Consider the following 24,367-nt stretch of genomic DNA (forward strand, 5'->3'; position numbering starts at 1 on the left):
CGTATTAAGTTATCTCTGATAACAAATATAACTATTCATTTGTTAGCGCAGTGTCCAAAAAATGTAATTAATACTTGTCTGTTAATTCAATTTGTATTTTACCGTTTCCAACTTCTCCAAACCTTCCAAAAACTCGTTGGTAAGGTTGATTTTAATCTTTTTGGCCGGCATTTCGATAGCAAGCTCATCCTGCATGTCCAAAATTTTGAATTTAAGTTGACAGTTTGCTTGTTCATCTTCGACCACCGTAAGCGCAATAAGTTCTTCCAAGTTGTTAACAAATTCATCGTTCAATGATTGCAACGGAAGTTGAATGGTAAAGGATTTAGCCATTTTATCGCGAAGATCAGACAACAATTGAATGCTGCGAAGCTCAAATCCCCAGTTTCCAATTTGCTTGAAACGTTCTTGAACGATCCCGCGCACTTGAATAAAATACCCTTCCTGTAAATAACCTTTGAACTTCACGTAATCTTCCCCGAAAGCCATAATTTCGTAGGAATCCGAGTAATCCTCAATCACGAAAGAACCGAATGGCTTTCCATTCTTTTGCGAAACACGATGCGACGCCGCCGCAACAATCCCACCGATAATCACTTCTCGGTTTTTAATCTTCGCAAATTGTTGTGTTACTTCTTCGTCCACTTCCAATGCTTTGGCTTGATTAATCAGTTGAAGATCGGAAACCTTATTCGGACAGAAATGCGTCATTTCAAATTTGTAGCTGTCCAATGGATGATTTGTCAAGTAGATGCCGATAACATCCTTTTCGTATTTCAGTTTTTCTACTAAACCCCATTGCGGACAAGGTGCTAAAACAGGCTCGGGCAATTCCGCTGCACCTGCACCGCCAAACAGACTTGCTTGTGCCGAACTTTCATTGTCTTTAAAACGCTGTCCGAAACGAATCGCTTTTTCCAATCCGGTCGATTGATCACCATCATGGTAGAAATATTGCGCACGGTGCATGGTTGTGAAGCTATCAAACCCGCCAGCGTAGCACAAACTTTCGAATGCCTTTTTATTCGCTGCGCGCAAATCAATACGCTTTGCCATATCGAAAACCGATTTGTATAAGCCTTTATCACGATTTTGCACAATGGTATCTACCGCGCCAGCTCCGACCCCTTTCACTGCCCCCATTCCGAAACGAATTGCTCCTTCGTCGTTTACTGTAAATTTGTAGTGCGATTCGTTGACATCCGGACCTAAAACGGCTAATCCCATTCGGCGACATTCTTCCATAAAGAAGGTTACCTGCTTGATATCGTTCATGTTATTGGATAACACGGCCGCCATATATTCAGCCGGATAATGCGCTTTCAAATAAGCAGTTTGATAAGCTACCCAAGCGTAACAGGTGGAGTGAGATTTGTTAAAAGCGTAACTAGCGAATGCTTCCCAATCCGTCCAAATTTTCTCTAAAACTTTCGGGCTATGCCCTTTCTCTGCAGCTTGGTTAACGAATTTTGGTTTCATCTTGTCCAAAACTGCCTTTTGCTTTTTACCCATTGCTTTACGCAAAACGTCGGCATCACCTTTCGAGAATCCAGCCAATTTCTGCGATAAAAGCATTACTTGCTCTTGGTAAACGGTAATTCCGTAGGTTTCTTGTAAATATTCTTCACAGGCATCCAAATCGTATGTAATTGGCTCAATACCATGTTTACGCTTAACAAAGGACGGGATATAATCCATCGGCCCCGGACGATATAGCGCATTCATTGCGATCAGATCGGCAAAAACTGTCGGTTTCAATTCCTTCATGTATTTCTGCATGCCGGGCGATTCGTACTGGAATACACCGACCGTTTCACCGCGCTGGAAAAGCTCGTAAGTGAGCGTATCATCGATTGGAAAAAAGTCGGGATCGAGTTGAATATTATGACGAAGTTTGACGTTCGCTACGGTATCCTTAATTAAGGTTAGTGTCTTCAACCCCAAAAAGTCCATCTTCAATAATCCGGCGCTTTCTACTACTGAGTTATCGAATTGCGTAACATACAAATCTGAATCTTTGGCGACCGAAACGGGAACGAAATTGGTAATATCGTCCGGCGTAATGATTACACCACAAGCGTGAATTCCTGTGTTCCGCATTGACCCTTCCAGTACGCGCGCTTGCTTGATTGTTTCAGCCTCCAATCCTGCACCATCTGCTAAATCTTTCAAACGCTTCACCGCTTCGATTTCATCACCACGCAAAGCATCCTTTAATGCCTTTTCTTCCAAATTGAAGATTTTGCTCAGCTTTAAGTTTGGAATAAGTTTCGCGATTTCATTGGCATCCGACAGCGGTAAATCCAAAACGCGCGCAGTATCTTTGATGGAAGATTTTGCAGCCATTGTTCCATACGTAATGATCTGCGCCACCTGCGACGCGCCATATTTATCGATTACATATTGCATAACCCGACCACGTCCTTCGTCATCGAAGTCGATATCAATATCGGGCATAGAAACACGATCCGGATTTAGAAAACGCTCGAATAGCAAATCGTATGCGATCGGATCAATATTGGTAATTCCCAAACAGTAAGCTACGGCCGATCCGGCAGCCGATCCACGACCAGGACCAACCGAAACGCCCATATTTCTAGCTTCTGCAATAAAATCCTGCACAATCAAAAAATATCCGGGATATCCCGTATTTTCAATCGTTGCCAACTCGAAATCTAAACGCTCGCGAATTTCCTCGGTAATTTCCGGATAGCGCTTTTCTGCTCCGACATAGGTTAAATGTCTTAAAAACGCATTCTCACCGCGTTTCCCGCCATCGGCTAAATCTTCTACCGACTGAAACTCTTCCGGAATCTCAAATTTTGGGAGTAATACATCGCGATATAAGGAATAAGGTTCGATTTTATCGATCACATCCTGCACGTTGATAATCGCCTGCGGAAGATCGGCGAAAGCCTTCTTCATTTCGGCTTCCGATTTGAAATAATATTCTTGATTAGGAAGTCCAAAACGAAACCCTCGACCTCTTCCTTTCGGCGTAGAGAGCTTTTCGCCATCTTTCACGCATAGCAAAATATCGTGCGCATGCGCATCCGCCTTGCTAACGTAATAGGTATTGTTGGTAGCCAAGAGTTTGACGTCGTGCTTCTGCGCAAATTGAACCAACGTTTCGTTGACACGCGATTCATCTTCCTGACCGTGACGCATGATTTCCAAATACAAATCGTCGCCGAATTGCTCTTTCCACCACAATAAAGCTTCCTCCGCTTGTGCTTCACCGATATTCAATACCTTGGAAGGGATTTCGCCATAAAGATTTCCGGAAAGGACAATCAAATGTTCCTTGTATTTTTCAACCGTCGCCTTATCAATACGCGGTACGTAATAAAAACCTTCGGTGTACGCAACCGACGACATTTTTGCGAGATTGTGATAACCTTGTTTGTTCTTAGCAAGAAATACCACTTGGTAACCATTGTCTTTGCGCGTTTTATCTTTTCGATCTTCACATATGAAAAATTCACATCCAACGATAGGTTTTAATGTTTTACCGTCGAAATGTTCGTTGTTTTCTTCGGCTTCTTTACGCTTTGCCTCTATGGATTTGTTGTGATCGAAAATCTTGCTTACAAACTTGAAAGCGCCCATCATGTTGCCGTGATCTGTCAGCGCTACCGCGGGATGACCTTGTTTTATTGCAGCGTCGACTAAGCTGTCCACGGAAATAGTGGATTGCAGGACGGAGAATTGGGAATGGTTGTGCAAGTGCGCAAAAGGCGCATCTTCCAGCTCCGCCAGCAAATTTTTGTCGACAACGACGCGATCCGATCCATCGGATTGATTTTCGCGAAGTGATTGCGAAGCCGCTTTTAGATTGACATGTTTCAGTCCGACCGTCGGAATTCTAGTCGGATTTTCTCTTTTAAAATCCGTAAAATATCCGGTGTCAACCTGTAAATCTTCTGGCGTGAACACTTCTTTACGCACCAACTCGAAGAAACAACGTGTTGTTGCTTCCACATCGGCGGTTGCATTATGTGCTTCCGCGAAAGGTACATCGAAAAGATATTGATGTAATTCGGTCAGGTTCGGTAACTTGAAACGTCCGCCGCGTCCACCGGGAATTTTAAGTAAATCCGCTGTTACTTCTGTACAAGTATCCAAAATAGGCATCTTCGCCATCGGCGAATCCACACCGAAGCGATAAAACTCACAACCCATGATGTTGATATCGAAACCAATATTCTGACCGACCACGAATTTAGCTTTCGCCAAAGCTTCATTGAAAATTGGCAAAACTTCCTCCAAGGGAATACCTTGTTCCGTTGCCAACTCTGTGGAAATACCGTGAATCTTCTCTGCGTCATATGGGATATTAAATCCATCCGGACGAATTAGAAAATCTTGATGCTCGACCAAATTACCCATTTCATCGTGTAATTGCCATGCAATTTGAATACAACGCGGCCAATTATCGGTATCGGTAATTGGAGCGTCCCAGCGTTTAGGCAATCCCGTGGTTTCGGTATCGAAGATGATATACATGAGCGGTGTTTCTAAGTTTTTAATAACAGCGAAAGCAGCACATTAAATATGCTGCTCTCCAAAATATCATAGCTATTTAACGGCTTTTTAGTCGAGGATAATCACCTCCACGCGTCTATTTTTCTGACGGCCATCAGCAGTTTTGTTGTCTGCTACCGGAACAGTTTGGCCACGACCCTTAGTAGAAATCCGAGATCCGGAAACACCAGCCGATTCTAAATATGCTTTTACGGAAGCAGCGCGTTTTTCTGACAACCAAACATTGTAATTTGCTTCGCCAGTCGAATCCGTATGTCCGTCTACGCGTATTTTTTTCTTCCTATCTGCATTTAACAAATCCGATAATTTATCCAACTCTGCTTTCGCAGCGTTTGTTAAGTAAGAAGAGTTAGTAGGGAACAACAAATCAGAAGATAGCGTAAACTTAATTCCTTCATCTGTGCGCGAAGCATCTTTAAATTCGCTCTTCACATTGTTTAGACCGTCATCAGTGCCATCTTTTGATACCACCGCGCCAGGGTTTACAATCATATTCTTTTGTTTACAAGAATAGAAAGATAATGAAGCTAAAACACAAACAGTGAGAAGGTTGATCCTTTTTATCATCTTAAGTACGATTTTTCGTTTGGTAAATATAGTAAATCTAGTTCAAAGTGTTTTCCACAAATATCTTTTCTTGCACAGCTTTAATTTCTGGAATTTCGCGGTAAAGCTTCCAAATCAAGCCCGTACGTGCGTTTTCAATCATAATGGCGACGGAAGCTTGATTAACGGATAAATATTCGTCGGAAACATCACTATTTTTCAAATCTAACCACGAACGGAAACCGTATTCCGTCAACAAAATATCGCCATAGTTGTGGTAAAGCGCAAGGAGAGCTTGCAATCCTTTTTCATAATCAACTGAAACAGAGGAAATACTGATAGCGGGATTGATATGAAAGGCAGCGCGTTCATCCGTTTCCGAATCATATCCCCAAATATCGACATTCCTTGTACCACGACCAGATTCATTATCGCGTCGTTTTACATAATCTGTATAATTCTTCAGAATTTCTGCAAATCTATAACTTTCCGTATTTGCGAGACGAGGGTCAATCGTAAGAAAAGGCATATACATAGACAATAAATTGCGATTTGTCAGTTCGCCAAAAGGTACATTCACGCCGTATAGCACTGTATCTTTTACCATGTTTTGGCGCCGCAAAGTATTATCCAAATCCTGCATGTCATTCGCAAGCGTTTTGTTCAGCTTTCGTTGGTCTGTAACCACTTTCCCTGTATCCAAACCTTCGATACTGTCTATTGAGAAGCTGTCAAATTCTTCGTATTCCAAAGTTAGGTTATTGAGAAATCCGCTAGCAGAAATACCATTTTTAGCAGAAGCAGCCGCTAAAATGTAGCTATTCATACTTTGATTTAATCCGCCCAATGGCTTGATGTTGGTAAGCTCCTGCAAAACGCCCACATCGGAAACCAAAACATCTTCCGTATCTGCCATGACCAATGCTGGCCAATTAATATTTTCCCAAAGTTTTGTAATTTTTTCGCGAACATATTTTTCATCCGCATCATCTCCATCTAGATATTGACGAGCAATCAATAAAGCTTGGAAAATAGTTGTTGTGGCGGTTAAACTATAATTCGGTCGCGAATCCAAATGAATAGCATCTTTCTTACGACCGTCGTAGTACGATGCGAAGATACCATGTCGATCTGGAACAGAGCCTAAAAAGTCGACAATGCGTTTCGTGCGTAACGTAAAGTTCCTTCTAGAAAAGTATTCTCGATCAACACCAATTAACAAGGATAGCAGTGCCAATCCCGTTTCATTGGTAGAAACGACCGTCTTGCCTTCTTGCTTGAAAGGCGTATGCATACCGCTGTTGATATCGAAGTTGTCGATGAAGTAATTCACGTGCGCGCGTTGGATAAAATCGAAGATCTGATCATCAGCCAGTTTCGTTGGTTTTACCTGTTGAACTGCCGAGAATGGTGACTCTTTATAATCGTAATCCACCCAAGCTATCTTATAGTAGTAGGTTTTGTCTAAAACGGGAATGTAATCCAAACTACCTTGCATACTAATCGGACGGATACCGACAGCTTCGAAGTTCTTATTGTCTTCTGAACGATATATTTTCACATAACGAATGCTTGGCGTCAAAGGCAATTGCCATTGTAGTTGGATATGCTTATCAAACGGATAAACTTTAGATAATACTGCTGGCGACGTTAATTTTGCTTTCGAATAGTTGGTGGGTAAAAATTCGATTTGATCGATGTAAAGATGATGCGAACCTTCTCCTTGTTGGTGGAATACGACGGCTTTAATTGCACTGTCATAATCTATACCATTGAGCTCTGATATCGGTATGCGCACATCCATCCACGTGTCCACGTTGAAATCCTCGATAAAATTCGTCAAGTTTACCTTTTCACTGTCGCGATTTTTCTGACGAATGGACAGCAAAGGCAATTGCTTGGTCGTAGTTTTGGCAGAATTTACGTAAAGCTTAAGTACCAAAACATCTTTGCTCGTAATTCTATAGCTAAATTTTTGGCGGCTATACTTTACGGCAGCTTCCCAATTTCCGCCATTTGCGTTTTGATAACGCAGGGAAAGCGCGTTACCCGGTGTAAAGAAAATGCTATCTGAAACGGGAAGATGGCGATCAATATTCTCCACCCAACTACCTCCTTCAGAATGCGTTTCGCTCTTGGCATACACACCAGATATGAGGCTGTTGTCGAAAACCACTTCGGGATAGGTGTCTGCTTTCGCTTGTACAGCAACTATAAAACTCAAAAGGATTAGTAGACGTGTCAACATCATAGTTAATTCATTAGATAAATCAATTGTGACATGCTTTGCAAAAATCAAACCATTATCCCAGAAACGGGCGGTAAAGCTTATTGCTGATGTTTAAATGTCTTTTCGGTTTGTACAATCGGAAACATCGAAGCATTTAAATTATTCAAATGCGGCAATAAATTGCCTTCAGAACATTTAAAACAACAAAACCCTCCATAAAATGAAGGGTTTTGTACCTAGGGCGGGAATCGAACCCGCACTCCTTTAACAGGAACAGGATTTTAAGTCCTGCGTGTCTACCAGTTTCACCACCTAGGCAACTTAAGAGCGAAAGACGAGATTCGAACTCGCGACCCCGACCTTGGCAAGGTCGTGCTCTACCAACTGAGCTACTTTCGCTTTTGGTGATGAAAATATAGCGAGAAACTTTAAATGTTAAAATAGTTTTTGAATGTATGACGCGCATGAACGACTAACGTATTAGTAATGCGCATGTTATTTTTCGTCGCATCCAGTAAATAAGGTGGATCAAGATAGAGATAATGCCTAGGCGATCTAAACTCTTTGAGCTATAGCCGCTTTTTCAATTAGATCTTTTTGTTTTCGGAAAACGCGTCAAACGTACACTTATGTTGAAGAATATGTTAATTAATAATTAACAAGTTTTAAAAAAAATTAATAATTTCGAACTCTTTTAAATTGCTTTATAAAACATTAATAGGTCTTGTATTTGGTCTTGCGCACTAATTACATTCCAAACAAGATTTGTAGCTAATTAACTACAAGATAATTTGATATGAATTGGAACGAAGGTCTATATGCGGAATTCGGCTATTAATTTGTGTTAAAAAGGATAAGCATTATATCAATTAATTAAACTAATGATTTAACATAAAAAATAAACCGTTGGCTATGAAACAACAATACACACCGCCGCTCATCGATTGCTATCAAATAGCAGTTGAGCATAGCATTGCAGCAAGTTCGTCCGATATTACAGTTGGTGGAAACACAGGTAGCGGAAATGCGAACCAACCTGATGTAGAAGACTGGCAATCCACAGATGGCTTTAACCAAGGCTTTAATATGTAATAATGAAAGTTATGAATAAACTTTTTAGTTCCTCATTTCGCTATTCATTCCTTGCTATATCGTTACTTGTTATAGCCTTAACTTCATGTACAAAGGATGATAAAACTGAATCAGAAGGCGATGGTACAGAAATAACCATCGACCTAGCCGGAATCGATGATCCGACAAATGTTAATTCAAGCATCGCTAGATCTGTCACAGGGACGGCGAATGCAGAAAGTATTCTATCTCAAAAAATCTTAGCACAAGAAATTAAACATTTTGAAGAAGATGGTCTCGACGCTATTGTCACGCTATCTGAAATAAAGGATAATTCGATTAAAGATAGCATAAATACGACCAATAATGTCGACCCACTTAATACAAAATCAAGCGCTACATTAACCAGTCCACGAGCACCATTACCGTCAGGTATTGCGTATCGAGTAGTGTTTTATGAAAATGGTGTGTATAGAGCTACAGTAAACGCAACGTCTGGTAGCGAGTTTAAGTGGACATCTGCTAGTCGTCTTCGGACGTACACTTGGTTCGCGTACTCTGTAAACACGAGCAGCGCTTTTACGGGCAATTTTAGTTCTACAGCAACTACGATAGATGTTAGTAATTCGAGCGCATTCCTATTTGCTTCGGGCACCATCAGCACAAATCCCGACAATCGTAACAACAAGCTAAACATTGTATTGCAAAACAAATCAGCAAGAATTGATGTTGTACTTGACGGACGGGGTATGTTTGGTCGTATGTTGAATATATCTGCAAATAATATTACCCCGAATCATTTGAAATCCGGAACATTTAACTGGCAACAACAAACCTACAATAGCACGTATAACCCAAATACACTAATCACTACGGTTAATAATGCAGGTTTTGTGAATTATAATACATCCTCAGCCGATTCCATACGCGTCGGAACATTTTATACCGTAGATGGAGTGAACCCTATTTCCGATTTCGGCATTAGGGCCTCATTTAGTGTTTCGCCAGATGCAAGTAATTTCGGAAACAGAAATTTTAGTAATAAAAATTTCAACTTTACAGGCACGACATTTACACCCCAAATAGGATATCGCTACCGAATTACTATAACGCCGATCATGTCAACTAAAACATTAAATGGGGTCGAGTGGGCGCGAACGAACTTATTCTACAACGCAACCAGACGCGCCTATGGATTCAGACATCATGGTTCGAACAGATATGGTACTTCTACAAATGTTGAAAGCGCTGGGGAATTTTTTAATTGGCGCGCGATTTTGCCAACTTTCGGGGCAGCAACAAATCAAGGGGATCCATGTGCTATGGTCTACCCCGCAACAAAGGTTGGTAACAATTGGGTTGGTCATTGGAGGATGCCGACGAGAGATGAAGCAACGGCGCTTGCTAACACCTCTTCGCCTGCAAGGTCTTTAGCGACTGCCACCGATGACCAGTTGGTTAGGTACTTCAATTTTAATTATGGTGGTACTGATGACTACGGAAACAACTGGATTGTTTTTATATTATACGGATACAGAAACGTGGGAAGCAATACGATAACTGGCTTCAGCAATAATGGAAATGTCGACGGTGAGGGGTATTTTTGGACTTCTACTGCTGGAGCGACCCCCGGACAAGCTTACCAGTTAAGTTTCAACACAGATGGAGCTACAATTTTGACCAATACGGAAAGAAATGTCAATGCAGGACTTAATATACGTTGCGTTAGAAATACGACATGGACCAGCGCTAATATGCCAGCACTACCACCTGCAACTTACCAATAAACTAATTTTGTCAAAATAAAATAATAAAGGAGCTAAGTATAGCTCCTTTATTATTTTATGCATACGAGTATATTCCTTTTCATAATATTACACGCCGGACCACCTGCCGCTAAGCACTCAAATGCTGAAGGCTAACAAATTAGAATTAATTAATCGTTCCAAATAAATATGGCATGACAAAAATCTACAACAACCCACTACTCTCTTTATCTAAAAACAATACTGAATTTTCATGCGTACGCAAAATTGTAGATGGGCAACTCGTGCTTATTTCATCTTGAATGGTGGCACGAACTGCAGACGCTTTAGTGGAACCCGGAACTACGCAGTTGATATATTGCGCAGACAAAAGCGCGGGGATAGTTAACGTAAGGGCGTGTGTTGGAACAAATTCTATTGCAGTAAAACATCCATCATTCACTTGCTGCATCCGACAGACTTCATCCAACCCCACTACCTTAACCGCGAGTTTATCTTGAAAATCAGCAACCGGAGGATCATTAAAAGCCAAATGCCCATTTTCGCCGATCCCCATACAAACAAAATCGACTGGAAAATCGCGTAGAAGTTTTGCATAACGATCACATTCCGCTTTGGTATCTGACGCATTTCCATTCATATAATGCACGGATTTGAATGGAAAGCGATCGAAAAGCTTCGATTTCAAGAAATTTCCAAAGGCCTGCGACGCATCCCCTTCCAAACCAATGTACTCATCCATGTGAAAGGCATTGATTTTACTCCACGAAATAGCATACGATTCCAGTTGTTGTAGAAACTCATTTTGCGAAGGAGCTGCGGCAAAAATGATGTTTACTTCTTCTCTATCCTCTAAAAGTTTTTTTATAATCTCTGAAAATCGTTCTGCGGCAGCAGCACCTAAAAGATCTCTTGATTTATAAATACGTGTATCCATTGGTTTTCGTTATTTTAGGATGATTGTCCAAACAATAATAGTTACTTTCATAAAAAGTTTAATTTTTCCCCGAACAATCGGCAAAACTAAATTACAAATAATTTCGTGTACGTACACGAAATTATTTGTAATTGTTTACCTTGCTTCAAATTAACCTATTAACAAATCTTCAAAGGGTAATCGTCTATGACCTTACAAAATCAACCGCCTAAGCGGTATCTTTCACTTGATGTGCTACGCGGAATCACCGTTGCTTTTATGATTGTGGTAAACACTCCGGGCAGTTGGAGTTCCATTTATTCGCCATTCGCGCATGCAACATGGCATGGATTCACGCTTACCGATTTGGTTTTTCCTACCTTCCTTTTCGTGGTGGGCAATGCAATAAGCTTTAGTTTCAAAAAGATTGATAATCAACCATTCTCTGCATTTTTCGGCCGATTATTAAAGCGTTCCGTCATCATCTTTTTGATTGGCGTCCTCCTGAATCATTTTCCTTTTATCGATTTCGGCGCCGATAGTTGGACACTTAAAGACATATCTTCCGTACGTATACTAGGTGTTTTGCAGCGGATCGCATTGTGCTATTTTCTTGGCGGCTTAATCATTTATTTCTTTAGAAAAGCAAGCACATTACTGTTGATTAGTACGGGCATTTTACTGATGTATTGGCTAATATTGTATTTATTTGGAACCGGTAACGATCCTTATGCTTTAGAAACAAATGCTCCAAAACTTTTCGATGATCTAATTTTTAATGCAAAAAATCTGTATCAAGGATTAGGTATTACATTTGAGCCAGAGGGAGTTTTAAGCACTCTCCCATCTATTGTGCACGTTATCGTTGGCTATCTGATTGGTAAATTTATTCAGGTGAATGGAAACAAACGAAGCACTTTCTTACAATTATTAGTGATTGCGACTACAGCACTAGCGATCGGATTGCTTTGGGATACCGTGTTTCCGATCAATAAGTCGCTTTGGACAAGTTCCTATGTGCTTTATGCTTTGGGTTGGGATATCTTCATTCTAGCTGTGCTAATGGGAATTATTGATTTGCTTCATCTTAAACGTTGGACGTATTTTTTTGAAGTTTTCGGTAAAAATCCTTTGTTCATTTATATTTTAGCGTGGGTTATTATTAGCGCACTTCATATCATTCCGGTAAACGGTTCTACCGTACCAAGTTTGTTTTACCGTGATTTCCTCTTAAATCATTTTGCCGACAAAACCGCTTCCCTACTATTCGCAGTTTGCTATATGCTACTACTTTGGTTGATTGGTTTTGCATTGGATAAAAACAAGATTTACGTAAAAGTTTAAAGATTATGAAGAGATATATCTTATTATCGATAGCGATTAGTTTCTGTGCCTGTATCGGTTTCTCGCAGAATAAATCGTCATCTAACATTAAGCTGCGCTGGAAAGTTTTGGAAAAAGACCACCATAATTCGGGAAAAACGCTTTCAGAACTTACATTATTTAATCACTCGAAGACGAAGCTATCGAAAATTGGTTGGCAGATTTATTTCAATAATGGAGAACCAAAAGTTCTAGACCGTGATTCTACATTGGCGAGGATCAATTTGATTAATGGAGATTTCTATCAATTACTCCCTGGTGATGGATTTAAGGAAATTAATAAGGGCGATTCCGTAAAATTTCAAGTGCTATCCAAATCGATTCAAAACATTTCGGATTATCCGACTGGGTTTTATATCATTTCCAATCATCAAAAAGAGAAGACATCTGATATCGAGGTAGAATTTGTGTATGGCGTTGATATCGCAGAACACGAGCGCCGAATCGCAAATTTATCGTATGAGAAAACAGAGAAAGCCAACAAAGCAAATGCTGGGAATGAAAATTTACGACCAACGATTTTCCCTAGCCCAACATCCGTTAATTATCTTGAAGGGACATGTACACTAAATCTTAAAACGAGTATTCAATCAACCGATTTTCCGAGAGAAGCGGAATTGCTTAGGACGGAATTAGCGAATTTATTAAGTAAACCGAACTCCAAAAACAAGGCAAAAAGCACTATCGTTGAACTCAAGCGTCAACCTGACCTGCCGCATGAAGGTTATCAACTATCTATTTCCGCCGAAAAAATCGTTCTGGAAGCATCATCCGAAGCAGGTATGTTCTACGCGATTCAATCCCTTAGAACATTGATTCCAGCGGAAAATTGGAAAGCAAAAACTCAGGAAATTACATTGCCAGCTTTGCAGGCAAAGGACGCTCCGCGTTTTCCTCATCGTGCTTTTATGATGGATATTGCGCGCAATTTTCAACCCAAATCCCAAATTTTGAAAGTGCTCGATCTACTTGCTTTATACAAGATTAATCGACTGCACCTGCATTTTAACGATGATGAAGGCTGGCGAATTGCGATCGATGGATTGCCGGAGTTGACGGAAGTTGGAAGCAAACGTGGACATACATTGACCGAAGAAAATCACCTGTCGCCAGCTTATGGTTCGGGTTGGAGAACAGATAATCCTGCTGGATCTGGTTTTCTTTCCCGTAAAGATTTTATTGAAATTCTGCGTTATGCAAACGATCGGCATATTCAAGTCATTCCGGAATTCGAAACTCCTGGACATGCGCGCGCGGCAATTAAAGCCATGGATGCACGCTATGTAAAATTCAGCAGGGACGGAAAGCAGGCGGAAGCAGAAGAATTTCTATTGCGTGACCCACACGATCAATCCGTCTATCGATCTATTCAAGGATTCAACGATAATATTATCAATCCAGCTTTGCCTTCGGTTTACCGATTTTTAGAGAAACTGATCGATGAAACGGTTGCGATGTATAAAGAGGCAAACGCACCTTTGCACACCATTCATTTTGGTGGCGATGAGGTTCCTGCCGGCGTTTGGGAAAAATCGATTGCTGTAAATCGTTTGCTGCAATCGGATAAGACCGTCAAGAATGTGGATGAATTATGGCATTATTATTTTAAAAAATTAAATGCTTTACTGAAAGACCGAGGATTATATTTGTCGGGCTGGGAGGAAATTGCACTTAAAAAGGAACTCGTTAACGGCAAGAAGCAAATGGTTTTGGATGAAAGATTTTTGGGAGAAGACTTTCATGTTGATGTTTGGAACAACCTGTCGGGAAATGAAGATCTTGCTTATACACTGGCAAATGCCGGGTACAAAGTGGTGCTAACGAACGTCACTAATCTTTATCTTGATTTAGCATACAACCCCAGCTACTATGAGATCGGTCAGTATTGGGGCGGATTCGTCGATGTTGATAAACCGTTCGATTTCGTGCCAATGAATTACTACCAAACACAACAAGAAGATCAATATGGAAAACCGATTGCCGCTAATCATTACAAAGGAATGGTTCAGCTCACGGAAGAAGGCCGAAAGAATATTGTGGGAATTCAATCGCCATTATGGAGCGAAATTTTGACGACTAAATCTGAATTTGAATATATGCTTGTTCCAAAATTGCTATCCTTTGCGGAACGCGCATGGACGGCCGATCCACTTTGGGAAATCAATACCGGAACAGCTGACAAAAAAAGTGAGCAATGGTCAAAATTTATCCGTGTTTTAGGCTTACAGGAACTGCCTAGATTACAGCATTACGTTGGAGGTTTCTCATATCGCATTCCAACTGCTGGATATGTAGTAAAAAATGACCTGGTATTCGCTAATAGCTTATATTCAGGAATGAAAATCCGTTTTACAATTAACGGTGAGGAACCTAAAGCAAAAAGTCCGGTGTTTGTTTCTGGAACGCCATTTCAATTGAGCATGAAGCTACGCGTTTTCGATCAATCCGGCCGAGGCGGCAGATCTATTTCCGTAACGAAATAAACCTATATATTAAAAAGGCCGGGCGAGCCCGGCTTTTATTTTAAATACAAGCAAATATCTATTAGTCAATCTCTCGACCGATAGCCTGTAGCAAACTCGCTTGTCCGGTCGCATCTTGTGAAATTTCCCAGATCATTACCCCTGCAATATGTTGTTTTGCGTATCTGGTTTTTGCTTCAATAGCAGTAACGCCATTATATTTATATCCAGCGTATGTGTCAACATGAGATGCCGCCGGATGAGCCGCAACGATATCCTTAAATGCAGTATAAGTTCCAGTTCCAACATTTCCTTGATAACCATAAAACGGTAATCCCAAAGTCAATTTGGATGCAGGACATCCATTGTCCAAAAAGCGTTTAATATGTACTAAAGCATCCGCATACGTAGAATGGTTTCCGCTACCTTCCCAATTGTTATCGTAGGACATGATATGAACGAAGTCCAAGTGCGCAAAAGCGGCTGGTGGAATCATTCCACTGGTATACGGCGCAGAAGCGGCAGTTACTAACTTTCCGAGTGGATTAAGCGCTGCGCGCAATTCTTGGATAAATGGCACATAATTTCCTGCGTTTTTAATTGCCGTTAAATTTGCACCTTCGATATCCACATCGATCCCATCCAAATTGTAATGATTAGCAAATGCTACAATTTTTGCGATCAAATTTGCTCGGTTCCCGGGTTGCAGTAGCGTGACCATATTTCCAGAACAATTAGGCACCTTTCCTCCAGCGAGCGATGCCAAAACTTTTAGGCCGTTCTGATGTGCTTTGGTTACGATGTAATTGATCTCCGTGGAGTTCGCATCGCTACAAACTGGTTGCCCATTTGCCATCATTTGTCCGGAATTATTTGGACTGAAAAACGCAATATTGATATGCGTCAAGATATTTAAATCGGTATTATCCATAATCTGTTGCACGTTGCCCCAAGATGGTACGTAGCCGAAAACAACTTTTCCGGATGCTTGCGCGGCATTTCTCGCATTAGTACCTTCTGCTTTGCTAAGTTGATCGCTCGCTGTACTTTTGGAGCATGAACTGATTAATCCGATCGTTGCGATGACGCAAAATGATTTGATGATTTTCATAGTTTTAAATGTATGTGATAAATATTTATTGAATTATCCGTTACTATTCATTTCCTACTCCTCTTTCACCGAACAACTACTTTTTCTATTTCTTATTGACATCAAACACCAACTTACCTCGTACAAAGGTTTGTTGTACTGATATATTTTCATTGAATATGACGATATCCGCATCCTTCCCTGTCGACAAATCGCCTTTCTGATTACTGATACTCAAAATTGAAGCTGGAACAGTGCTTGCCATTTTCACTGCATCGGCTATGGAAACGTTCGCTAGGTCTATCATATTTCTCACCAACCGATCCATCGTAGCAACACTTCCAGCAAAAGCCGTACGATCGGGTAATTTGGCTACGCCATCTTCCACAATGACATCCAAACCACTTTTCAAACTTCCCAAAACACTCGGTCCTTCGGGCATTCCCGCTGCACGCATCGCGTCGGTCACCAACGCGATCCGATCCACGCCTTTAATTTTATGAACTAATTGTAGCAAGGGCGCTGGAAGATGAATACCATCAGCAATTAATTCCACCGTAACATCATCCAGCAAGTAAACGCTTTCTACAACACCGGCATAGCGGTACGCATTCCTACGCGAAACGCCCGACATGCAAGAATAGAAATGAGTTGCATGAGAATACCCAGCTTCATAAGCACGCATCACATCATCGTAAACGGCATCCGTATGTGCAATGGACGCCATAATGTGGTGCTCACGCAAAAATTCCCCAAACTCAATTGCACCCGGCAATTCCGGCGCTGCGCTCCAGCGCTTAATGTGTTTGGACGAAGCCACCAATTCGCGGTATTCTTGGGGATCGGGATTCCGTATATATTTTGGATCTTGCGCACCTTTTTGCTTCATCGAAAAATACGGCCCTTCGATGTGCAATCCGACGAACTGCGCGCCCAAACAATCCGCATCTACAACCTCCTCATAGGTTTTAATGGTGCGATGAAGATCTTCTTTCTCACAGCTTAATGTCGTCGGCATCATCGAAGTTGTGCCATATTTAGCATGCGTTTGTGCAATTCCGATGAACGCTTCCGCAGTGTTGTCCATAAAATCGAATCCACCTCCTCCATGCACATGGATATCGATAAATCCCGGCGCCACATAATTTCCTTGTGCATCTATTTCCTGCGCAGCATCTACCGCAATATCGTCCTTGCTAATCGCGGCGATTTTATCGTTTTTAATCAGCAGATTTCCATTATCGATCACTCTTTCGGGAGTGATAATGCGCGCATTAACTATTTTTATATAAGAATTCATTAAAAGATTTATTTGGAAGACCACGATGTAATGCGATGGCCATAAAAAGCATAAAAAATGAGGTAAGCGTAACACGGCAATAAAACCCAATACGCTTCACGTAAGCTATGGTGATCTGCCCAATAACCATAAAGCAAAGGCATAATGGCGTTTCCGCATAGCCCCATAATGAGCAGGGAAGCGCCTGTTTTGATAAATCGTCCTAGATTATTTAATGCCAATGGCCAAACGCCGGCCCAAATCATGGAGTTGGCGAAACCGAGCAAGACGATAAACCAGATCGAAATATCAACGGTTTGTCCGAAAGCATGAATCGGATGTTTGACGATCAAAATCAGTGCACTCAACAGCAAACCAAGTACGGTACAGATTTTCAACGCAGTAATTTGCGAAAGCACTTTTGGAATAAAAGAAATGCCTAGAAGGTAACCAACGATGGTAGCGGTTAGCGTGTAGGATGGAAAGTTTTTTGCCGTTAAAAAATCTACGCCTAAATGAGTGGCATAATTAACGATGCTATCCACCGCAATCACTTGCGAACCAACGTGAAAAAAAATAGCTATTGCGCCGAGCACCAAATATGGAAAATCCAACACGCTCTTTTTCGTTGCATTCGTCGTGGCCACCTCGTCAGCTTCATGATCCGTATCAATTTCAGGAAGTGGAGAAACACGAACCAACAGCGCCAAAACCGCAAGCAACGCGCCAACAACGGCGTACGGATGGACAACACGCGCAATAAGCGCATCCAGCGCAGCTTCTTTTTCCAATCCCTGCATCAGCTCAATCTGTTGAAACATCAAATTATCAGTCGGCTTTAAGATTACCGCAGCAAACAGCGCTGGCGCAATAATCCCGGCAAGTTTGTTACAAATTCCCATGATGCTAAAACGTTGTGCTGCACGATCGCTAGGACCAAGGATGGTGATGTATGGATTTGCTGCTGTTTGCAAAATAGCTAATCCAATTCCCAAGGTGAACAATCCGGTTAGGAAGACAGGATATGCACGATTCAAACCGGCTGGAACAAATAAAAATGCACCAACCGACATAATGATAAATCCGACCATCATGCCTTTCTTAAAACCAATGCGCTTGAGCAAATAGCCCGAAGGCAAGGCCATTACCAAATAGGCAATGTAGAAAGCAAACGTTACTAAGTACGATTCGAAGTGATTAAGTTCGCAAGCAATTTTAAAAAACGGAATTAAGATAGCATTTACCCAAGTGACAAACCCGAAAATAAAGAATAGCAAGCCAATCAATCCGATGGATATTTGCGTATCACGCTTACTGAGATCGGAAACCCGAACGGATGTTTTTGTTTTCGACATATCGCTTTACGATTGATTTTGAATCCACTTTTCCAGCTTGCTGACCAGTAAATGATAGCGGTAATTCCTTAAATATTCTTCCTGCTTAATTTCGGAATCAAATAATAGATCACTTTGCAATGCCTTAAATTCCTTATCCACTTCCTTCACATTAAGCCTTTTTAATTTGGCCAAAGCATTTGCAGCATCCGCTTGCTTGAATGCTACTTGATTCAGCTCATTTTCGACGGCAATGCACACCAAATAATTATACCTGATATTGGCCATAAGTTTGTAATGCGCGAATTCTTGTTTGTTACTTTTTACGGGAAGATTTTCAAATGTTTGCAAGGTATGATGCGCACTATCTATTAACGTCGGCAAGGACATTCCCGCTTTACTCACCTTTCCTTGGTTTACCTCGTAAGGAGCAGAAATCAACGCTCGATAAAATGCAGAAGCATTATTCTCATCCAATCCATATCGCTTTTGCGCGTAATCTGTGGAAAATTCTTCGATATCCAAAGATTCAGATTGATTGACGGCCGTGAAAAATGCATTCGTCAGCAAGGAAAATCCCGAAATCGGATAAACGCGACGAATAGCATGCAAATCAACTAAATCGGATGAACTTTCCATAATCGTCGAGTACAAACCGGAAGTCGACCAAGATGTAATAACGATCCCTTTATATCCCAATTCCTTCGCCTGCGGAATGAACGTTTTGACATTATTCAAGTGTTTCCACCAATCCGTCAGGAAATAAGTATCCGGATAACTGCGAATCGCCGGAGCACCCCAAATTTCGAAACCGCTTTCCACCAACTTTTTGTGGTCGCCAAAACGATCAAGCTCCCAGCCGTAATTCCAATCCACGAAAACCGTTTGCTTGGGCAATCCTTCCAATGCATCCGGATATTTCAAAGCGATATCTGCCCAAACGACAGGCGTTTTTCCTAAACTAATGACCAGCTCGCATAGCATTTTTATGTAGTCGCCATAAACCCGACCCAAGCCCACTTTTTCGGCTTTCGCTTTCGATTCCTTTCCCTTGCCCAGCAAGTAAGTTTCATCACCGCCAATATGGAAATATGGAGAGCGATGCGTGCTGATCATATCTGCAAAAAGATCAGCAAACAGCGATCTACACAGATCCTCTTTTATGGGATTAACCTGTGAAAAATCTTGCTGATCTTCCCTCAAATCTCTATATCGATAGTTTTTGAGAATGTATTCCACATGTCCGAAGCTTTGTTGCAACGGAATCACGTCCACGCCCAAAGTTTCACAATACGACACAAAATCGACAATTTCCTGGCGGCTGTAAGCGTATTGATTTTGGATAACCGGATGCTTTTCGAAAGGATACGTACCCTCCCATTCCATGATCAACGTATTGATGCCATTTGCGCTCAAATCTTTAACAAATGCTTTCAGCTTTGGCATTTTCATCACCTGAATACGAAGATCCAAATGGAAACCTTTTACAGGAAATTCCGCCTTTTGTGCATGCGCCATTGGAGTGAACATGATCAGCATGATCAGCCAATGAAAACGGAAGAATTGAAATAACGGTCGTTTGAGATTCATGAATATGATGTTTTCGACTAAAGTAGATTTGTTTTTATTGCGTTGCAAATTCGTCCGCCGGATTACTTAGCTTTCCGCGAATCCATTTACCGGATTCTTTCAGGTTATCATCCGTCCATGGACCGTTCGGGCAAGTTCCATTTTTCCATACCGCTCCACTTAATGGGCTGTCTGAATAATTCCAATTACACCAGGAAATCTTGTTGGTGCGCATAAAATCCAACCACAATTGGGAAGCAACAAAATCGTTCTCGCCATCGCCCCAACCATCTTGCGTACCGAACTCGGTCACGAAAACGGGAAGTCCAGCCGCGATCGCTTTGGAAACGTAATCACGTCTTCGCTGTTGGTGATTGCTTTGCCAAGTATCTGCCGCGTAAAAATGCATGGTGTACATCACATTTGCTTGCGTCAATGGATTTCCAATCGCCATATCCGGACGTGATGCATTTTCTGGCGTTCCTACAATAATGATGGATTTCGGATCATTATTGCGTACAATCGGAATGATTTGATTGGCGTAATTCTTAATCATTGCCCAAGTGACAACACCTTCCTTGTCGTTAGGTTCGTTACAAATTTCATATAGCACATTGCCTTTGTCGGCATGCTTTTTAGAAACATGCTCAAAGAAAACCTTTGCCAACTCCGTATTTGCATTCGGGTCGCCGGGATGCAGCATGTGCCAATCGATGAGCGCGTAAATCCCCATTTCATAACATTTCTCGACCAAATTATCGACCATCTGCGTAAACTTCTCCGGATTGGTTTCGTAACCGCCTTCTTGCACATACATAGAAATCCGCAAAATATCCGCTCCCCAACCATAAGCCAACAATTCCAGTGATTCATCGGTGTAGCAGTTACCACGATATTGCAAACCGTGCGTACTCATGCCACGAAGTTGAACCGCCTTGCCAAATTGATTGACTATTTGTGTTCCCGAAAGCGTTAGGCGGCCGTTTATGCCAAAAGGCGTGCTCGCTTTATCGGGTTTTGTCGACAGCACTTTTTCAACGGAATCCACCGATTCCGTCTTTTTCATATTTTCCGCTTTACAAGCACCGAATACGGTGAGCGCGATGGCAAAGAGGAAGGACATCTGTTTGTTCATAATAGAGTGTGATTTAGTGATTAAATATTTTACGTTGATTTCATTCGGAATGTTATTTCAATACGTCGTAAATAGCTTTTGTTAATGAATTCGGTCCGCTCACATCAAAATCGCCTTGCCATAAATAGGCGCCCAAAAAGCCGCTGTCTTTGATGAAGTTCGCTTTCCGCGTAACCATAGGTACGCCGTTGAAATAAATAGCCAAAGGCGCTAGCGACAAATCCACCTTTTCTTTGTCGAAAGCCGTTGGATAAAGCGCCAGAATATCGCGGAACGGGATGTAATTGAAAGATGTAAAACTCAAGTTATTGCCATTCGCATCCACAGCCGTATAACGCAAACCCATCGACGGAATACCAATTACTAACTTAGAAAGCGGCAATTTTCCTTTCCAAATGTTGGCGCTTGAAACCATATAATCATAGCCGGAAGGATTTCCTAAAGGTCGACCTGTTCCAGTATTCGCTCCGCTCTCGAATGCGCGGACATGCACCCAGTTCACATTCGCTAAGCTGCTTGCTGTGTAATAGCTATGTGTGTAATTTACTGGGACGGTCAAGCTAATGGTTTTCGATGTTCCCAATGCAACACGAAGTTCGTTCACAAAACTGATCGTTGCAGCAATGTTAGCTGTTGTTGTCGATTCTACACTATTGCCAACATCGGCCATCATAATATCCACACCGTCAAAGTTCCGCAGTTCAACATAAGCTTTGATGGCTTTCACCATTTCGCTTCGCTTGGCCACATCCTTTAATGCATTGCCAAAAGGATTGGCATCATACACATTCCAACCATTTGCGGAAAGCGCTCCACTAATTCCCAGCAGCACGGAAACACCTTTCAAATGCGCTTTGGTTACAATTTCTTGAGATTTTCGTCCGTTATCTCCACGAGAAAGATCCAATACGCCACTGGTATTGACTAATCCAGCTTTGAAGCAAACATGCGAAACCTGATCCCAGTTCAATCGCGCGATATCTCCCGTTTCACCCAAGTAGGAAAGCACCAAGCGATTATATTGCTTCGGTGTAAAAGCTTCGCCAGATTCTGCCAGCACAAAAACATCTTTGTAGCGACTGACGGTCGTACCATTGTAGCTGGCTTCCACGCTGACGCGATGATCGCCTACGCCGGAAGCTTTGTAAACAAACTGCTCGCCAACAGCAACCTGCTCACCATCTACTTTCCACAACACATCTACCTTTCCGGCAGGAGAAAACTGCAAACTGGAAAAATCTACTTCTTCCCCAGGTTCAAGAACTTGAACCGCATTCGGATTCGGAAAGATTGCTGCAATATCGCCACCCAAAATACGCGGCGTCAGCATTTCATTTTCCTCCTGATTTTTCAACACATCTTCCTTACAACCAACGAATAACGTCAGCAGGAACAGGAAGGATAATATTTTATAATTTTTCATAATCGTTCTATTTATCAATGCATTATTCCTGATCCCACCATACACGTTTTGTCCAATCGTCGCCACCTAAAAGTTGGATAGCCACGTCAACATTCGCTGTATTCTGTTGCTTTTCGGACAATGGATATTCAAATCTTCGAGGAATCGTTTGCGACATGGATTCGCCGTTCGGCGATGGTTGCAACTCCGGAAATCCGCTACGGCGCCAGTTGGAAAATGTTTCGTTTCCATTCAATAACAAGGCGATCCAAAGCTGCGTATTGATTTGTCTGAGTTCATCGCCAACCATCAACGGATTGCCCGAAATGAAATCAGCAATCTCGGTTTCTGAAACGACTGGGCCTTCCGGATAAAGGCTCAATTGTTGCATCGCAGCACGAACGCCTTTTTCAAAATGCTCTTGTGCTGTACCGCCTAAGTTCATTCCCAATCTCAGCGTAGCATCCGCTAATAGAAGTTCCACTTCCGCATACGTGATATGAAAAAACGGCGCATTGTTTCGCAACAAATTATGGTTCAATTGTGGTTTAAGATCGATGCTTCGCGGTGTGTAGGAAGATCCGTTCGCCAGGGTGATGGCACCCGAAGTCAAAACATCTTCGGAGTTGTATCTGCCCGGTATTCCTCCAACTAAACCAATCCTAGCACGAACCTGCGCGGTAATATCTTCTCGTTCCAAAAAACGCGTCGGCGCAACAGGATTAAACTCCCGGTAACATTTGATGAGATGATCGACCCGCGGATCATTTGTGCTGGTTAATGCATCTAAGAACGTTCTGACGACACGTCCCATTTCATTTTTCACATTCCAAGCAGCAGAAATGCCGTTAGGTCGTTGATCTTGATAGCTGTTCGGAATATTTTCGTGCCTGGTCATGCAGATATCGGCATTGCTGGTAAACAACCCGGCATCGTAAGCAGCCTGAATTTCTGCGCGCGCTTTCGCCGGATCCCTTTTCGCAATACGCAATGCTAAACGCAAGCGTAATGAATTAGCAAATTTTTTCCAAGCCGGAATATTGCCCTTATAGAAATAATCGTTCGATACCGGATCTTTGGAAGCATCCAATTGATCGCTTGCTTCTTTCAATTCCTTGAAAAAATCATCATAGATATCTTTCTGCGCATCGTATTTCGGACGTATGATCCCGGAATAACCTTTTCCAGCCTCGAAATACGGAATATCGCCATACAAATCGGTCAATCGCGCAAAGGTGTATACTTTCATAATCCGGCTCATGGCGTTTAGATTCGACTTCTCCGGCACACCGTTGGTTCTTTCGACTGCGTCAACAATATTTAGTGCGTCATTTGCATAACTTTCATCGAACATCCGCCATAAATACAAAGGCGTTTTCTTGTAAACCGCACCAAAACTCATGTTAAATGCGCCTGCAAATTGCTGCATCATGGGAATGAGCATAAAATAATTAGTACGTTCTTGGATTCCCAAATCGCCCGAGAAATATACTTGAGCATACGCCAGCTGGCTGGCTGGATCCATATCTGTTGATCGCGTTGTGTCGGTATTCAGATCGCCAAAATCTTTACATCCAGACAAACAAAACACAAACAGCAGCACTATCGAATAAATTTTAGTTGTTTTCATAATCTTAGG

Annotated in this window: 15 protein-coding genes and 2 tRNA genes; 4 read left to right on the top strand and 13 right to left on the bottom strand. The window is 41.8% G+C overall.

The features are described from left to right. Positions 1–81 precede the first annotated feature (81 nt). From dnaE to ACFSQ3_RS10745, 5 genes are all read right to left on the bottom strand, one after another. A complete protein-coding gene (gene dnaE, locus ACFSQ3_RS10725) occupies positions 82–4,506 on the bottom strand; it encodes a DNA polymerase III subunit alpha (protein ID WP_380869545.1) in 4,425 nt (1,474 codons plus the stop codon). An 87-nt stretch (positions 4,507–4,593) separates the two neighbouring features. Then, positions 4,594–5,037 (bottom strand): OmpA family protein, encoded by a 444-nt coding sequence (locus ACFSQ3_RS10730; RefSeq protein WP_380869546.1) that lies wholly within the window; start codon positions 5,035–5,037, stop codon positions 4,594–4,596. Between the two features lie 112 nt (positions 5,038–5,149). Beyond that, positions 5,150–7,342, bottom strand: coding sequence for a glucoamylase family protein (locus ACFSQ3_RS10735; RefSeq protein WP_380869547.1), 2,193 nt, complete (start codon positions 7,340–7,342; stop codon positions 5,150–5,152). Between the two features lie 212 nt (positions 7,343–7,554). Continuing rightward, positions 7,555–7,639: transfer RNA gene (locus tag ACFSQ3_RS10740), tRNA-Leu, on the bottom strand. An 8-nt stretch (positions 7,640–7,647) separates the two neighbouring features. Continuing rightward, positions 7,648–7,720, bottom strand: a tRNA-Gly gene (locus ACFSQ3_RS10745). Positions 7,721–8,233: 513 nt separating this feature from the next. Between ACFSQ3_RS10745 and ACFSQ3_RS10750 the strand changes: the two genes are divergently transcribed. Further along, complete coding sequence (locus ACFSQ3_RS10750; protein ID WP_380869548.1) at positions 8,234–8,413, top strand: hypothetical protein; 180 nt, start codon at positions 8,234–8,236, stop codon at positions 8,411–8,413. Between the two features lie 11 nt (positions 8,414–8,424). Then, positions 8,425–10,179 (top strand): hypothetical protein, encoded by a 1,755-nt coding sequence (locus ACFSQ3_RS10755; RefSeq protein WP_380869549.1) that lies wholly within the window; start codon positions 8,425–8,427, stop codon positions 10,177–10,179. A gap of 184 nt (positions 10,180–10,363) precedes the next feature. On the opposite strand, the gene ACFSQ3_RS10760 is transcribed toward ACFSQ3_RS10755, so the two are convergent. After that, positions 10,364–11,095, bottom strand: a complete 732-nt coding sequence (locus ACFSQ3_RS10760; RefSeq protein WP_380869550.1) for a glucosamine-6-phosphate deaminase — start codon at positions 11,093–11,095, stop codon at positions 10,364–10,366. A 186-nt stretch (positions 11,096–11,281) separates the two neighbouring features. On the opposite strand from ACFSQ3_RS10760, the gene ACFSQ3_RS10765 reads away from it, so the two are divergent. Both ACFSQ3_RS10765 and ACFSQ3_RS10770 read left to right on the top strand, forming a co-directional pair. Next, positions 11,282–12,418 carry an acyltransferase family protein gene (locus tag ACFSQ3_RS10765; protein ID WP_380869551.1) on the top strand — a complete coding sequence of 379 codons (1,137 nt, stop codon included), beginning with the start codon at positions 11,282–11,284 and terminating at the stop codon, positions 12,416–12,418. A 5-nt stretch (positions 12,419–12,423) separates the two neighbouring features. Then, positions 12,424–14,940, top strand: a complete 2,517-nt coding sequence (locus tag ACFSQ3_RS10770; protein ID WP_380869552.1) for a family 20 glycosylhydrolase — start codon at positions 12,424–12,426, stop codon at positions 14,938–14,940. A 61-nt stretch (positions 14,941–15,001) separates the two neighbouring features. Here the strand turns inward: ACFSQ3_RS10770 and ACFSQ3_RS10775 are convergent, their stop codons facing one another. The 7 genes from ACFSQ3_RS10775 to ACFSQ3_RS10805 form a co-directional block, all read right to left on the bottom strand. Beyond that, positions 15,002–16,030 (bottom strand): glycosyl hydrolase family 18 protein, encoded by a 1,029-nt coding sequence (locus ACFSQ3_RS10775; RefSeq protein WP_380869553.1) that lies wholly within the window; start codon positions 16,028–16,030, stop codon positions 15,002–15,004. A gap of 85 nt (positions 16,031–16,115) precedes the next feature. Next, positions 16,116–17,309, bottom strand: coding sequence for an N-acetylglucosamine-6-phosphate deacetylase (gene nagA, locus ACFSQ3_RS10780; protein WP_380869554.1), 1,194 nt, complete (start codon positions 17,307–17,309; stop codon positions 16,116–16,118). 8 nt (positions 17,310–17,317) lie between these two features. Beyond that, positions 17,318–18,643, bottom strand: a complete 1,326-nt coding sequence (locus tag ACFSQ3_RS10785; RefSeq protein WP_380869555.1) for a sugar MFS transporter — start codon at positions 18,641–18,643, stop codon at positions 17,318–17,320. Positions 18,644–18,649: 6 nt separating this feature from the next. Then, positions 18,650–20,212 (bottom strand): family 20 glycosylhydrolase, encoded by a 1,563-nt coding sequence (locus tag ACFSQ3_RS10790; RefSeq protein ID WP_380869556.1) that lies wholly within the window; start codon positions 20,210–20,212, stop codon positions 18,650–18,652. A gap of 34 nt (positions 20,213–20,246) precedes the next feature. Next, entirely contained in the window at positions 20,247–21,326 is a 1,080-nt protein-coding gene (locus ACFSQ3_RS10795) for a glycoside hydrolase family 5 protein (RefSeq protein ID WP_380869557.1), read from the bottom strand. A gap of 52 nt (positions 21,327–21,378) precedes the next feature. Then, positions 21,379–22,749, bottom strand: coding sequence for a glycosyl hydrolase family 18 protein (locus ACFSQ3_RS10800; RefSeq protein ID WP_380869558.1), 1,371 nt, complete (start codon positions 22,747–22,749; stop codon positions 21,379–21,381). A 22-nt stretch (positions 22,750–22,771) separates the two neighbouring features. Beyond that, positions 22,772–24,358: a SusD/RagB family nutrient-binding outer membrane lipoprotein gene (locus ACFSQ3_RS10805; RefSeq protein WP_380869559.1), complete on the bottom strand. Its 1,587-nt coding sequence runs from the start codon at positions 24,356–24,358 to the stop codon at positions 22,772–22,774. Positions 24,359–24,367: the final 9 nt, after the last annotated feature.

It is taken from the genome of Sphingobacterium corticis (assembly GCF_042684745.1).
In the GTDB taxonomy this organism is placed as follows: domain Bacteria; phylum Bacteroidota; class Bacteroidia; order Sphingobacteriales; family Sphingobacteriaceae; genus Sphingobacterium; species Sphingobacterium corticis.

What these genes read in the sequence shown, in the direction of transcription:
- dnaE (WP_380869545.1), bottom strand. Translation starts at nt 4,506, where the DNA reads ATGTATATCATCTTCGATACCGAAACCACGGGATTGCCTAAACGCTGG.
- ACFSQ3_RS10730 (WP_380869546.1), bottom strand. Translation starts at nt 5,037, where the DNA reads ATGATTGTAAACCCTGGCGCGGTGGTATCAAAAGATGGCACTGATGAC.
- ACFSQ3_RS10735 (WP_380869547.1), bottom strand. Translation starts at nt 7,342, where the DNA reads ATGATGTTGACACGTCTACTAATCCTTTTGAGTTTTATAGTTGCTGTA.
- ACFSQ3_RS10750 (WP_380869548.1), top strand. Translation starts at nt 8,234, where the DNA reads ATGAAACAACAATACACACCGCCGCTCATCGATTGCTATCAAATAGCA.
- ACFSQ3_RS10755 (WP_380869549.1), top strand. Translation starts at nt 8,425, where the DNA reads ATGAATAAACTTTTTAGTTCCTCATTTCGCTATTCATTCCTTGCTATA.
- ACFSQ3_RS10760 (WP_380869550.1), bottom strand. Translation starts at nt 11,095, where the DNA reads ATGGATACACGTATTTATAAATCAAGAGATCTTTTAGGTGCTGCTGCC.
- ACFSQ3_RS10765 (WP_380869551.1), top strand. Translation starts at nt 11,282, where the DNA reads ATGACCTTACAAAATCAACCGCCTAAGCGGTATCTTTCACTTGATGTG.
- ACFSQ3_RS10770 (WP_380869552.1), top strand. Translation starts at nt 12,424, where the DNA reads ATGAAGAGATATATCTTATTATCGATAGCGATTAGTTTCTGTGCCTGT.
- ACFSQ3_RS10775 (WP_380869553.1), bottom strand. Translation starts at nt 16,030, where the DNA reads ATGAAAATCATCAAATCATTTTGCGTCATCGCAACGATCGGATTAATC.
- nagA (WP_380869554.1), bottom strand. Translation starts at nt 17,309, where the DNA reads ATGAATTCTTATATAAAAATAGTTAATGCGCGCATTATCACTCCCGAA.
- ACFSQ3_RS10785 (WP_380869555.1), bottom strand. Translation starts at nt 18,643, where the DNA reads ATGTCGAAAACAAAAACATCCGTTCGGGTTTCCGATCTCAGTAAGCGT.
- ACFSQ3_RS10790 (WP_380869556.1), bottom strand. Translation starts at nt 20,212, where the DNA reads ATGAATCTCAAACGACCGTTATTTCAATTCTTCCGTTTTCATTGGCTG.
- ACFSQ3_RS10795 (WP_380869557.1), bottom strand. Translation starts at nt 21,326, where the DNA reads ATGAACAAACAGATGTCCTTCCTCTTTGCCATCGCGCTCACCGTATTC.
- ACFSQ3_RS10800 (WP_380869558.1), bottom strand. Translation starts at nt 22,749, where the DNA reads ATGAAAAATTATAAAATATTATCCTTCCTGTTCCTGCTGACGTTATTC.
- ACFSQ3_RS10805 (WP_380869559.1), bottom strand. Translation starts at nt 24,358, where the DNA reads ATGAAAACAACTAAAATTTATTCGATAGTGCTGCTGTTTGTGTTTTGT.